Source organism: Streptomyces albus subsp. albus, from assembly GCF_000719865.1.
GTDB lineage: Bacteria > Actinomycetota > Actinomycetes > Streptomycetales > Streptomycetaceae > Streptomyces > Streptomyces albus_E.
In genome coordinates, this window is sequence record NZ_JOID01000014.1 from 86,510 (window position 1) to 98,823 (window position 12,314).

Below are 12,314 nucleotides of genomic sequence, written 5' to 3' on the forward strand. Positions count from 1 at the left end.
GGGGCCGACGGGGAAGACCGCGTTCCCGGATGCGGGCGCCGACCGGAACGCCCGACTCCGTTACATGGAGCGCCCGTTGTCGGTGCCGGGTAGTTCACTGGACCCATGAGCACAGCGGAGCAGCTCGCGGCGGTCGACCGGCTGCGCGCCCGCCCTCTCCCGGCGGGGCGCGGCGGGCCGTCCGGCGGTGCGGAGGGCGGACCGGGTTTCCATCTGGCCGATCTGCGGGTGAGCGAGGAGTTCTGGGAGGACGACGGCTCCCGGATGCGGGAGGCGGAGGAGCAGTTCGCGGCCGAGTGCGAGGCGCTGGTCGTCCTGCTCTCCCGCCGCTGGGGCGAGCCGCGGGAGCTCGATCTCACCGAGCACCTCATACGGTCGGCCGAGGGCGAGCCGGTGCCCGAGCCGCTGGCGACGCTCTGCGGCTATGTCGGTGTGCTGCACACCTGGCAGGCCGGCGACCGCTGGCTCGCCGTCGGGATCGGCCGGCAGGCCCGCGAGTTACCGCTCCACCTGCTGGCGGTCGTGGCGGAGGAGGACCCGCGGGGCGCCGGCGGACGGCCGCCGTCCGCCGCCTCCGATGTCCTCTTCGAGCGGATCTAGGTCGAACGAGCGCCCTAGGCCGAATCGTTACCGGTGACCAAAGGGGCATCACGGGGCCAAAGGGTCCCGTGGTCCGCTCGGTTGGCTTGACCGATACGAACAGATGGCTGGAAGCTGAGGCGTCACCCCCCGCTTCCGGCGCTTTTCGAAAATCTGGTGATCCATGCGCAGCCTCACTTCGGCGTGTGCGGTGGCAGTGGCCGCGGCGGCTTCCCTGCTGCTGGCCCCCGTCGCGTACGCCACCCCGCCCGGTGACAACGGGACCGTCAAGATCCACGACGCCGAGACCGGCGAGGAGTTCGTCAAGAACGAGCCGCACGTCTGCGTCTTCTACCTGGACGCGTTCAAGTTCGACGCCGGCCAGAAGATCGAGTGGAAGATCGTCGAGATGCCGCCCACCGGCACCCGGGGCACGGAGGCCGAGGCCGGCACCCTGACCCTCGACGCCGAGGGCCACGGCCGCAGCGACGACCTGACGCTGCCCGACGGCCACTACAAGCTCCTCTGGAACTTCGAGGGCGAGAACGGCAAGGCCAAGCAGAAGGTCTTCTGGACCGACTGCGAGGAGGAGGACGACGAGGAGAGCGGGGGCGGCGACGGCGGGACGTCCGGCGGCTCCTCCGGCGAGCCGTCGCAGGAGCCCTCGGGCAAGCCGTCGGACGAGCCCGCCGGCGAGGCGGGCGGGGAGACCGGCGAGCCGTCGAACGAGCCGACGGCCGCGGACACCGCCGGCCAGAACCCGTCGGACGGCGGCAAGGAGGACCTCGCCGAGACCGGTGCCTCCGCCGTCATCGGCACCTCCGCGGTGGCCCTGGTGCTGCTGGGCGCCGGTGGCGTGCTGCTGATGCGCCGCCGGACGGCCCGCGGCGAGAGCTGACGGAGCACCACACCGCGGCACCCGGCGCGCACCGGTGCCGGACCCCACCTCGTCGGGGTCCGGCACCGGTGCCGCCGGTTCCGGGGGCCTGCCGCCTCCGCCGGTGCCCCACCGGCTTCCGGGCCGGTCCTGGGCACTCCTCCGCGTCTGTGCCGGCCGGCCCGCGCCGCCGCGGCCTCCCGCAAGGATTCTTCGGAGGTGCCCCCGTTCACAGGTGCACGGGGCGCCCCGGCCGGGCCCGGGCCACGGCGGCCGGGGAGCCGGCCCGTCTCAGAGTTCCGGCGGACCGGGCCGGCCGTCCCGCTCGGCGGCCTCGCGCAGGCGGGCGAACTCCTCCGCCATCGTCGCCGCCGTCCAGTGCGCGTTGAGCCCGCTCGGGTTGGGCAGCGCCCAGATCCGCGTGCCGCCGATCACCCGGTCCTGCGGGCCGATCACCGCCGCCTTGTCCCGGAACGCCACCCGGTAGGCCGTGATCCCCAGCACCGCGAGCCAGCGCGGCTCGTAGCGCAGCACCTTCTCCGCCAGCAGGCGGCCGCCCTCGCGCATCTCCTCGTCGCTCAGCTCGTCCGCCCGCGCCGAGGCGCGGGCGGCGACATTGGTGATGCCGAGCCCGTGGCCGAGCAACTCCCGCTCCTCGTCCGGCCGCAGGAGCCGCGGGGTGAAACCCGAGGCGTGCAGCACCGGCCAGAAGCGGTTGCCCGGCCGGGCGAAGTGATGACCGGTCGCCGCCGACATCAGACCGGGGTTGATACCGCAGAACAGCACCCGCAGACCGCCCGCGATCACATCGTCGACGGTGCGGTCCCGTGCCGCCTCCAGTTCCTGCGGACCCGGGCGGGGCACCGGACGACGGGCCGGACGCCGCCGCGCCGCCCCGGGCCCCCTCCCGGACTCCGCGCGGGTCAGAGGATCGCTCCCGGGGTGTACGCGGCGGCCTCCGGACGAGCGGCCGTGATCTCCCCGATCCGGGCGACGACCGAGGCCACCTGGTCCGCCGCCGCACCCGTGAAGGAGAGGCGGTCCGCCATGAGCGCGTCCAACTGCGCGCGGTCCAGCGGGATGCGCTCGTCGCCCGCGAGCCGGTCGAGCAGCTCGTTGCGCTCGGCGCCCTTCTCCCGCATCGCCAGCGCCGAGGCGACCGCGTGCTCCTTGATGACCTCGTGCGCGGCCTCCCGGCCCACCCCGGCCCGCACGGCGCCCATGAGCACCTTGGTGGTCGCCAGGAACGGCAGGTAACGGTCCAGCTCGCGGGAGACGACGGCGGGGAAGGCGCCGAACTCGTCGAGCACCGTCAGGAAGGTCTCCAGGAGGCCGTCGAAGGCGAAGAACGCGTCCGGCAGGGCCACGCGGCGCACCACGGAGCAGGACACGTCGCCCTCGTTCCACTGGTCGCCGGCGAGCTCGCCGGTCATCGAGGCGTAGCCGCGCAGGATCACCATGAGGCCGTTCACGCGCTCGCAGGAACGGGTGTTCATCTTGTGCGGCATGGCGGAGGAGCCGACCTGGCCGGGCTTGAAGCCCTCGGTGACCAGCTCGTGCCCGGCCATCAGCCGGATGGTCTTGGCGAGCGAGGAGGGCGCGGCGGCCAGCTGCACCAGCGCCGTGACGACGTCGTAGTCCAGCGAGCGCGGGTAGACCTGGCCGACGGAGGTGAAGGCCCGTCCGAAGCCGAGGTGGCCGGCGACCCGCCGTTCCAGCTCGGAGAGTTTCGCGGCGTCGCCGCCGAGGAGGTCGAGCATGTCCTGCGCGGTGCCGACGGGGCCCTTGACGCCGCGCAGCGGGTAGCGGCCGAGGAGGTCCTCCAGCCGTCCGTACGCCACCAGGAGTTCGTCGGCGGCGGTCGCGAACCGCTTGCCGAGGGTGGTCGCCTGCGCGGCCACGTTGTGCGAGCGGCCGGCGATCACCAGCTCGGCGTGGTCGGCGGCCAGCCGCCCCAGCCGCGCCAGCACGGAGACGGCGCGGTCCCGGGCCAGCTCCAGGGAGAGCCGGATCTGCAGCTGTTCGACGTTCTCGGTGAGGTCCCGGGAGGTCATGCCCTTGTGGACGTGCTCGTGCCCGGCGAGGGCGTTGAACTCCTCGATCCGGGCCTTCACATCGTGCCGGGTGACCTTCTCGCGCTCCGCGATCGACGCCAGGTCCACCTGGTCGAGCACCCGCTCGTAGTCGGCGAGGGCCTGCTCCGGCACCTCGATGCCGAGATCCTTCTGCGCGCGGAGGACGGCCAGCCACAGCCGGCGCTCCAGCGTCACCTTGTACTCGGGGGACCACAGGGCGGCGAGCTCCGCGGAGGCGTAGCGGCCGGCCAGGACGTTCGGAATGCGGGGCTTGGAGGTCACGTGACGGCATTCTACGGGCCGGTCCGGCCCGGCCTCCGTCCGCCTCCGCCCGCGGTCCGCCGCCCCGGCCGGCGGCGGGTTCAGAGTTCGTACGGATACGGCAGGAGGTCGCCGCGCTTGGGCAGGAGCCCGTCACCGGAGGAGCGGCCGGTCAGCCGGCGGCCGATCCACGGCAGCAGATGTTCGCGCGCGAACCGCAGATCACCGCTCCGCCGCCGGTACCAGCTCTCCGGCACCACCGGCGGCAGCGGCTCCGTCCAGTCCCGGCGCGGCTCCAGGCCGATCGTCTGCCAGACCGCCTCCGAGACCCGCCGGTGGCCCTCGGTGGTGAGGTGGAGCCGGTCGACGGCCCACAGCCGTTGGTCGCCCAGCGCCCCGGAGCCGTAGAGGTCCACGACGAGGGCGCCGTGCGCCTCGGCCAGCTCGTCGATGAAACCGAAGAGCTGCTCCATCCGCGGGCGGAAGCGCTCCATCACCGGGCCGTTCCGCCCGGGGCTGCGCATCAGCACCAGACGGCCGCAGTTGGGGGCGAGCTTGGTGACGGCCTCCTCCAGCCGGGCGCGGACCAGGCCCATGTCGCACTTGGGCCGCAGGGCGTCGTTGAGCCCGCCGACGAGGGTCACGAGGTCCGCGTTCATCGCGGCCGCCGTGTCCACCTGCTCGTCCACGATCTGGCCGATGAGCTTTCCGCGCACCGCCAGGTTGGCGTAGCGGAAGCCGGGCGTGCGGGCGGCCAGGTCCGCCGCGAGGAGGTCGGCCCAGCCGCGGTAGCTGCCGTCCGGCAGGCGGTCGGACATGCCCTCGGTGAAGGAGTCGCCCAGGGCGACGAAACTGGTGTAGGAGGCATTCATCTGCATGACGCCGGAAATCCTACGCCCGCCGGGGGAGTGGGAGGGTGCCGGGACGGGTGAGGCCCAGGTCACAGCGAGCCGCGTGATTCGGGTCTATTGTCGCCCGACCGGTACCGGTATGGGTGCTGTTCCGCGGCTCCGTGCCGCCCCCGCCCGCGCCGGGAACCGTCCGTTCCCGTTCCCGTTCCCGCAAGCGTCCCGCCGGCCCGTACCGCCGCCTCACGGCGTGGTCCACGGGCGGGGCCGACCGGCAAGGAGTGTGCGCAGATGACCGCTGCCGCTGTTGTGGCCGCCCGGACCGGCGGACCGCCCGACGAGGACCACCCGATGCTGGAGCAGATCGCCGGCTGGGTCCTCACCATCCTGCTGGCCGTGTTCATCGCACGGTTCGGTCCGCTCTGAGACCGGAAAACTCGCGGCCTGCCCGATCATGATCGACAGAGTGTCCGGAACGGACCGGTCATGGACGCTTTACTTCCCGGTAGACGCATTTTATTGTTTTACGCGGAAGTAATCCGCAGCTGCCCTCTGCCCGGACGCACCGGGAGAACAGCCGCGCGGAAGCCTCGCAGCGTCGCGGGCCTTCCCGTGCCGCATCCGGCACGCTCGATCCGCTGAGCCCTTGTCGTCGGACAGCGGGGCCGTAGTGGAGATCCCCATGTACCACCCGCACTCCGGTGGGCCCGCCGAGGTCACGCTGCCTCACCCGGCCCCCGTGCCCGTGTGCCGCCCGGCCTCCGAGCCGGCGGTACCGGAGCCCGACACCGGCCGGGCCGGCCCCTGGCCGCTGCCGCGGTCGGGCGAGGCGTGCGCGCTCGCCCGCCGGGCCGTGCGCCACACCCTGTCCCGCTGGGGACTCGGCGATCTCGCCGACACCGCGGAACTCCTGGTCAGCGAGCTGGTCGCCAACGCGCTGCGGCACGCGCAGGGCCCCGTCCACCTGACCCTCGTCCGCGGCAAGTCCGTCTGCTGCCAGGTCGGCGACGGCAGCCGGGAACTGCCCCGGGTCCGCCGGGCCGCCGCGGACGACGAGAGCGGCCGCGGGATGTCGATGGTGGACCTGATGGCCTGCGACTGGGGTGCGGACCGCACCCCCTGGGGCAAGGAAGTCTGGTTCTCCCTCCCCGCCCCGGCCGTCGGCGCCCCGGCCCTCCCGGCCGCCGTCGTCCCGGCCCCGGCGCCGCCCGCCGACGAGCGGGACTGACTCCGGACACCGGCCGCCGCCACCGGCGGCCGGAAAGGCCCGGCCCGGACCACGCGCCGGCACTCGCACTCGGAGCCCCCGAGCACCACCCCGAGCCCTCCGCGCACACCGGAGCCCCCGCGCCAGGGGCCCGGGTGCCGGTGTTCCCCGGCACCCGGGCCCCAGTGAGCCGGCGGGAGAGCTCCGTGACAGACCTCCGTGATCAGGCGGGTGTGCGCCCGACCAGCTCCCGCAGCACGTCCTCCATGGTGACCAGGCCGGCCAGCTTGCCGTCCGCCCCGATCACCGCCGCCAGATGCGTACTGGAACTCCGCATCGCGGCCAGCGCGTCGTCCAGCGGCGTCTCCGCCCGGATCCGGGCGATCGGCCGCATCGCGGCCACCGGGAAGGGCAGATCCCGCGGCCGGGCGTCCAGCGCGTCCTTCACATGCAGGTAGCCCAGGATCCGGCGGCTCGAGTCGACCACCGGGAAGCGGGAGAACCCCGACTCCCACGCCAGCGTCTCCAGACCCTCCGGCGTGACGCCGAGCGGGGCCGCGACCACGTTGGCCACCGGCTTGACGACCTCCCGCACGGGCCGGCGGCCGAGCTCCAGAGCGTCCCGCAGGCGCTCCGTCGACCGCTTGTCCAGCAGCCCGGCCTCACGGGAGTCGGCCACCATGCGGGCCAGCTCGTCGTCCGAGAACGTGGCCGCGACCTCGTTCTTCGGCTCCACGCGCAGCAGCTTCAGCAGCGCGTTGGCGAAGGCGTTGATGGTGAAGATCACCGGGCGGAGCGCCCGGGACAGGGCCACCATCGGCGGGCCCAGGGCCAGCGCGGTCCGCACCGGCGCGGCGAGCGCGATGTTCTTGGGGACCATCTCGCCGAAGAGCATGTGCAGATACGTCGCCGCCGCCAGTGCGATGACGAAGGAGATCGGGTGCACCAGGCCGTGCGGCACGCCCACCGCGTCGAACAGCGGCTCCAGCAGGTGCGCGATCGCCGGCTCGGCGACCACACCCAGGATCAGCGTGCAGAGCGTGATGCCCAGCTGCGCGGCGGCCATCAGCGCCGACACGTGCTGCAAACCCCACAGCACGCTCTTGGCACGCCGGTCGCCCTCCTCGGCGAGCGGCTCCACCTGGCTGCGCCGGACCGAGATCATCGCGAACTCGGCACCGACGAAGAAGGCGTTGGCGATCAGGGTCAGCAGACCCACGAAAAGCTGGATCGCGGTCATCGGGCGGTCTCCTCGCGGCGCTGTTCACCGTGCTCGGGCAGGGGGGCGTGCAGCAGCACGCGTGCCGCCCGGCGGCCCGACGCGTCCACCACGTCGACCCGCCAGCCGGCGACCTCCACCCGGTCGCCCTCGGCCGGTATGCGGCCGAGCTCCGTGGCGACCAGCCCGGCCAGGGTCTCGTACGGCCCTTCGGGGGCGCGCAGGCCGATCATCTCCAGCTGGTCGGTACGGGCCGCGCCGTCCGCCGTGTAGAGCGCCCGGCCCTCCTCGTCCGTGCCGGCCGGAGCCAGGTCGGGCGCCTCCAGGGGGTCGTGCTCGTCGCGGACCTCGCCGACGACCTCCTCGACGATGTCCTCCAGGGTGACGACCCCGGCGGTGCCGCCGTACTCGTCGATGACGACGGCCATGCTGCGCTTGCCGGACAGCCGGTCGAGCAGCCGGTCCACGGTCAGCGACTCCGGTACGAGCAGCGGCTCGCGCAGCAGTTCGGTCACCGGGTACCGCGCGCGGCGCTCGGCGGGGACCGCCAGGACGTCCTTGATGTGCGCGATGCCGACGACCGTGTCGAGGCTGCCCCGGTAGACGGGGAAGCGGGAGAGGCCGGTGGCGCGGGTGGCGTTGGCGACGTCCTCCGCGGTGGCCTGCACGTCGAGCGCCATGACCTGTACCCGAGGCGTCATGACGTTCTCGGCGCTCAGCTCGGAGAGGTTCAGCGTCCGCACGAACAGCTCGGCCGTGTCCGGCTCCAGGGCCCCCTCCTTGGCGGAGTGCCGGGCCAGGGCCACCAGCTCCTGCGGGCCGCGGGCGGACGCCAGCTCCTCGGCCGGCTCCAGGCCCATCCGGCGGACGAGGCGGTTGGCGGAGTTGTTGAGGTGGCTGATCAGCGGGCGGAAGGCCGCGCTGAAGGCGCGCTGCGGGGTGGCGACGGCCTTGGCCACCGGCAGCGGACTGGAGATCGCCCAGTTCTTGGGGACCAGCTCGCCGACCACCATCAGCACCACGGTCGACAGAGCCGTGCCGGTGACGAGGGCGACGGAGCCCACGGCCCCCTCGGGGACCCCGACGGCGGTGAGCGGTCCGCGCAGCAGCGCCGCGATGGAGGGCTCGGCGAGCATGCCGATGACCAGGTTGGTGACGGTGATGCCCAGCTGGGCGCCCGAGAGCTGGAAGGTCAGATTGCGGACGGCCTTGAGGGCGCTCTCCGCGCCGCGCTCACCTTTTTCGACCGCCTGTTCCAGGCTGCCGCGCTCCAGGGTGGTCAGCGAGAACTCGGCCGCCACGAAGGCGCCGCACGCCAGCGACAGGAAAAGGGCCAGGGCCAGAAGCAGAAATTCGATCATCGGGTTCACCTCCTCCCATGGTGGGCCGGGAAACGGAGGATCGCGCGATGGTCGCTACTGGGAGGCTCGCCCATGGGCGGACGCTCACACCTTTCGTCATACGGGACGGGGGCCGCGAGGCCCGGGAGAACCACCATAGTAAAGGCTCAGCAAAACGGCGGACGGAGCGGCGGCACGCGGGAGGAGCGGTCAAGGGCGGTCCAGCGGCTTCACCCAGCGTCGCCAGTGATCCTGCCGGTGGTAGCCGGCGGCGGCCCACGCCTGGTGGGCACGTTCATTCGCCTCCAGCACCATGGCGTCGGCACGCCGGCCGCCGAGCGCGGCGAACCGCTCCTCGGCAGCCCGCAGAAGGGCGGTCGCCACGCCCTGCCGGCGGTGGGAGGGGAGGACGGCGAGGCGGTACAGGCTGCACCGCCAGCCGTCGTAGCCGGCTATGACGGACCCCACGAGAAGCCCCGCCGACTCGGCCAGCAGCAGGGCCCCCGGATCCCGTGCGATGAGCCCGGTCACCCCTGCCTCGTCGTCGCTGACGCTCGTCCCCTCGGCTGCCGTCTTCCAGAAGGCCAGTACGTCGGCGGCGTCGGACGGGCGGGCGCTGCGGATCTCCAGACCGGTCATGACCGGCAGCGAAGCATGCCGGCGGCTGCCCGGGCCACGTGATTCCGCGGACCGGGACGCGGAGGTCCGCGCCGTGCGGGGGCTGTGCGGGGGCTCAGTTCCCCGTGCCGCCGTCCTCGGCGGGTGGCGGGGGGCCGGGGGAGAAGAGGCGCATGCGCTGCAGCACGCGTTCGGCGGTCGGCTCCGCCATCTCGTCCACGATGCGGCCGTCGGCCAGGAACAGCACCCGGTCGGCGTAGGCGGCGGCGTTGGGGTCGTGGGTGACCATCACGACCGTCTGCCCGAGCTCGTCCACGGCCTCGCGCAGGAAGCGCAGCACCTCCCGCCCGCTCCGGGAGTCGAGGTTGCCGGTCGGCTCGTCCGCGAAGATCAGCTCGGGGCGGGAGGCCAGGGCCCGCGCGCAGGCCACCCGCTGCTGCTGGCCTCCGGAGAGCTGCGACGGGCGGTGTGCGAGCCGGTCCCGCAGATGGAGGGTGTCGATCACCCGGTCGAGCCAGGCGCGGTCCGGCTTGCGGCCGGCGATGTCCATCGGAAGCGTGATGTTCTCGGCCGCCGTCAGCGTCGGCAGCAGGTTGAACGACTGGAACATGAAGCCGACCCGGTCGCGCCGCAGCCGGGTGAGGTCACGGTCCTTGAGTCCGGTGATCTCCGTGCCGCCCAGCCAGACCCGGCCCGCCGAGACGGTGTCCAGGCCGGCGAGGCAGTGCATCAGCGTGGACTTGCCGGAGCCGGAGGGGCCCATCACCGCCGTGAACCGGCCCCGCTCGATCGTCACGTCCACGGCGTCCACGGCGATGACCGCCGTCTCGCCGGAGCCGTAGGCCTTGGTGAGCGACTCGGTCCGGGCGGCCGGGGGCCGTCCGTCCGCGGAGTCGCGGGTGGTTTCCTGCGCAAGCGTGGGCATGGCCGCCTCCCGGCTCGGTGTGGCGTCCCCCGAGGACTCCCGAGGGTAGGGGCCCGCGGGGCGGGGCGGATACCCCTTGCCGATGATAGCGGAGAAGTGCTAGCTTGGCAGGGTGGCCAAGACCCAGCTGAACGTCCGTGTGGACGAGACGACCGCCGAGACCGCGCGGGAGCGCGCGCTCCAGCGGGGCATGAGCGTGAACCGCTACATCGAGGAGCTCGTCCGGCAGGACGCGGGCGAGGCCGGCCGGACCTTCGTCGAGGCGGCCGCCGACTTCATGAAGCAGTACGAGTCGGTCTTCGCCGAGGAGTTCGGCGAGGAGCGCACCCGCCGTTGACCCTCCGTATCGACCTCTCCTGGCTGCTCATGGTGGCCGAGCGGAACACCCCCGGCGATCCGGCCGTGACCGACTGGGGGGCTCTCGTCGCCGCCGTCAGCCGGCACGAGGCGCAGATATTCGGCGTCCCCGTCTACACCGATCCGCAGAGCCGCGCGGCAGCCTTGCTGCAACTGCTGCTGCACGTACCGGCGCTGGAGCGGTCCAACGCCATGTTCGCCTCGGCCGTCGCCTACGCCTATCTCGCCGCGAGCGGGCTGAAGATCAGCACGTCACCCGAGCAGGTCCGCGATCTCGCCCGGCTGGTCAAGGACGGGACCGCCGGAGTGGAGGCCATCGCGGAGGAGTTGCGGAGCTGGAGCCTGCCGTAGCGGCAGCCGTTGCTGTGGGCGTGGCCATGGAGGTGGCGTGGTCTCGTTGCCGTCCGGGCCCGCCCCGGGTTCACTCCGGGCGCCGTGCCGTGCCCAGGACGTGAGGGGAGCAGGGCATCGGCAGCCCTCGCGCCGGGACCCGCAGCCGGCGGTGAGGGCCGATCTCGAACCCCGCGGCGGCGATCGCCGCCAGGGTGTCCCGTCCGGTGTGGCAGCCGCCGAACAGCACCGGCCACACCGTGCGGTCCAGGGCCCGCTGCACCCGGTCGGCGGCCGGGCGGCCGGCTCGCCCGTGCTCGTAGAAGCGCAGTTCGCCGCCCGGGCGCAGGACCCGGCGGATCTCGGCCAGAGACCGCGGCAGGTCACGCACCGAGCACAGCACCAGCGAGGCCACGGCCGCGTCGAAGTGCCCGTCGGCCAGGGGCAGTTCCTCGGCCGTTCCCGGCATCACGTCAACGGGGACCGCGGCGTTCCGCGCGGCCGCCGCGGCGAGCCGCCGCAGCCGGGGCTCCGGCTCGACGGCGACCACCCGGGTGACGCCGGACGGGTAGTGGGCGAAGTTGAGGCCGTTGCCCGCGCCGATCTCGGCGACCCGGCCGGAGAGTCCGGACAGCAGTTCGGTGCGGTGGGCGGCGATCTCCCCCTGCTTCTCGGCGAGGACGCTCAGCCGCGTGTAGAACCGGGCGAAGAGCGGGTGGTGCACGGTGTCACGCGCGTCCCCGCCGTTCCTGCTGAGCCGCGGCATGGCCGATTCCTTCCGGTGATGGTGACGGTGACGGTGACAGTGGTGGTGGCGGCAGGGTGACGGTGGTGAACGGTCCGGCCGGACCGCTCTTCCGCATTGTCCCCTCCGGCGTCCCCCGGCGCGGCAGGGGAGGCGGCCGCACGGGTCCGGCGCGCCCCGGTCCGCACAGCCGCCGGGCGCGGCTGCTCAGTGCGCCGGACGGTGCCGTGCGGTGAACTCCGCCGCGTCCCAGGTGCCTCCCAGGGCGGGGGCGAGCCAGTGCCCGGCGCGGGCGCGGAACTCCGCGGGCGGCAGCGCGCCCGCACCGTGCGGGACCGCTCCGAGCAGCGGGGCTCCGGCCGCGGCCGGCAGATCCGCCAGATTGCAGCGTTCCGCCAGGCCCGGCCCGGCCGGCCAGCTGCCCACGAGGACACCCGCGCAGACCAGGCCCCGGGCGCGCAGGGCCTCCGCCGTCAGCGCGGTCGCGTTCAGGGTGCCCAGTCCGGCGCCGGCGACCACGAGCACCGGCGCGCCCAGCAGCCGGGCCGCGTCCGCCAGCGTCGCGCCCTCCCCGTCGTACCGGACCAGCAGCCCGCCGGCGCCCTCGACCAGGACGAGATCGTGGCCGGCGGCCAGCTTCTCCGCGGCTTCGGCGACATCCGGCGGCCGCACCGGAGGCAGCCCCGCCCGCCGGGCGGCCGTCTCCGGGGCCAGGGGTTCCGGGTAGCGGGCCAGCTCGGCCGTGGTGACGGGGCCGGCGAGGCGGGCGGCCTCCGCCGCGTCCCCCGGCTCACCGGGCGCGATCCCGGTCTGGGCCGGCTTGAGCACGGCGACGGTGCGGCCCGCCGCCAGCGCCACGGCGGCCAGCGCCGCGGTGGCCACCGTCTTGCCGATCTCGGTGCCGGTGCCGCTGACGACGGTGATGGCCATGGG

Annotated in this window: 15 protein-coding genes; 6 read left to right on the forward strand and 9 right to left on the reverse strand. The window is 73.8% G+C overall.

The genetic code is table 11. The features are described 5' to 3' along the window. Positions 1-105 precede the first annotated feature (105 nt). Both IF83_RS0115440 and IF83_RS0115445 read left to right on the forward strand, forming a co-directional pair. Entirely contained in the window at positions 106-600 is a 495-nt protein-coding gene (locus IF83_RS0115440) for a hypothetical protein (protein WP_107046776.1), read from the forward strand. Between the two features lie 163 nt (positions 601-763). Then, on the forward strand, positions 764-1,477 hold the full coding sequence (locus tag IF83_RS0115445) for an LPXTG cell wall anchor domain-containing protein (RefSeq protein WP_030544758.1): 714 nt from the start codon (positions 764-766) through the stop codon (positions 1,475-1,477). Positions 1,478-1,747: 270 nt separating this feature from the next. On the opposite strand, the gene mug is transcribed toward IF83_RS0115445, so the two are convergent. The 3 genes from mug to IF83_RS0115460 all read right to left on the reverse strand — a co-directional run bounded on the left by mug (position 1,748) and on the right by IF83_RS0115460 (position 4,670). Then, positions 1,748-2,320: a G/U mismatch-specific DNA glycosylase gene (gene mug, locus IF83_RS0115450; protein ID WP_030544759.1), complete on the reverse strand. Its 573-nt coding sequence runs from the start codon at positions 2,318-2,320 to the stop codon at positions 1,748-1,750. A gap of 59 nt (positions 2,321-2,379) precedes the next feature. Next, positions 2,380-3,813, reverse strand: coding sequence for an adenylosuccinate lyase (purB, locus tag IF83_RS0115455; protein ID WP_030544760.1), 1,434 nt, complete (start codon positions 3,811-3,813; stop codon positions 2,380-2,382). An 80-nt stretch (positions 3,814-3,893) separates the two neighbouring features. Next, on the reverse strand, positions 3,894-4,670 hold the full coding sequence (locus IF83_RS0115460; RefSeq protein ID WP_030544761.1) for an SGNH/GDSL hydrolase family protein: 777 nt from the start codon (positions 4,668-4,670) through the stop codon (positions 3,894-3,896). A 261-nt stretch (positions 4,671-4,931) separates the two neighbouring features. Here IF83_RS0115460 and IF83_RS33160 point away from each other — a divergent pair, with 261 nt between their 5' ends. Continuing rightward, positions 4,932-5,066, forward strand: coding sequence for an SCO1431 family membrane protein (locus tag IF83_RS33160; RefSeq protein WP_107046777.1), 135 nt, complete (start codon positions 4,932-4,934; stop codon positions 5,064-5,066). 256 nt (positions 5,067-5,322) lie between these two features. Then, on the forward strand, positions 5,323-5,868 hold the full coding sequence (locus IF83_RS31225; RefSeq protein WP_051722799.1) for an ATP-binding protein: 546 nt from the start codon (positions 5,323-5,325) through the stop codon (positions 5,866-5,868). A 202-nt stretch (positions 5,869-6,070) separates the two neighbouring features. Here the strand turns inward: IF83_RS31225 and IF83_RS0115475 are convergent, their stop codons facing one another. From IF83_RS0115475 to IF83_RS0115490, 4 genes are all read right to left on the reverse strand, one after another. Beyond that, complete coding sequence (locus IF83_RS0115475) at positions 6,071-7,087, reverse strand: hemolysin family protein (RefSeq protein ID WP_030544763.1); 1,017 nt, start codon at positions 7,085-7,087, stop codon at positions 6,071-6,073. Next, complete coding sequence (locus IF83_RS0115480) at positions 7,084-8,427, reverse strand: hemolysin family protein (protein ID WP_030544764.1); 1,344 nt, start codon at positions 8,425-8,427, stop codon at positions 7,084-7,086. The genes IF83_RS0115475 and IF83_RS0115480 overlap by 4 nt, the downstream gene beginning before the upstream one ends. A 189-nt stretch (positions 8,428-8,616) precedes the next feature. Next, complete coding sequence (locus IF83_RS0115485) at positions 8,617-9,045, reverse strand: GNAT family N-acetyltransferase (protein WP_030544765.1); 429 nt, start codon at positions 9,043-9,045, stop codon at positions 8,617-8,619. Positions 9,046-9,139: 94 nt separating this feature from the next. Beyond that, complete coding sequence (locus IF83_RS0115490; RefSeq protein WP_051722800.1) at positions 9,140-9,949, reverse strand: ABC transporter ATP-binding protein; 810 nt, start codon at positions 9,947-9,949, stop codon at positions 9,140-9,142. A gap of 112 nt (positions 9,950-10,061) precedes the next feature. On the opposite strand from IF83_RS0115490, the gene IF83_RS0115495 reads away from it, so the two are divergent. Both IF83_RS0115495 and IF83_RS0115500 read left to right on the forward strand, forming a co-directional pair. Beyond that, positions 10,062-10,286: a hypothetical protein gene (locus IF83_RS0115495; protein ID WP_030544767.1), complete on the forward strand. Its 225-nt coding sequence runs from the start codon at positions 10,062-10,064 to the stop codon at positions 10,284-10,286. Further along, the gene (locus IF83_RS0115500) at positions 10,283-10,657 is read left to right on the forward strand and encodes a hypothetical protein (RefSeq protein WP_030544768.1); all 375 of its coding nucleotides are present in this window, start codon (positions 10,283-10,285) and stop codon (positions 10,655-10,657) included. Before IF83_RS0115495 ends, IF83_RS0115500 begins: the two co-directional genes overlap by 4 nt. 70 nt (positions 10,658-10,727) lie before the next feature. On the opposite strand, the gene IF83_RS0115505 is transcribed toward IF83_RS0115500, so the two are convergent. Continuing rightward, positions 10,728-11,402, reverse strand: coding sequence for a class I SAM-dependent methyltransferase (locus IF83_RS0115505; RefSeq protein ID WP_030544769.1), 675 nt, complete (start codon positions 11,400-11,402; stop codon positions 10,728-10,730). A gap of 186 nt (positions 11,403-11,588) precedes the next feature. Then, positions 11,589-12,311: a dethiobiotin synthase gene (bioD, locus tag IF83_RS0115510; RefSeq protein WP_030544770.1), complete on the reverse strand. Its 723-nt coding sequence runs from the start codon at positions 12,309-12,311 to the stop codon at positions 11,589-11,591. Positions 12,312-12,314 lie beyond the last annotated feature (3 nt).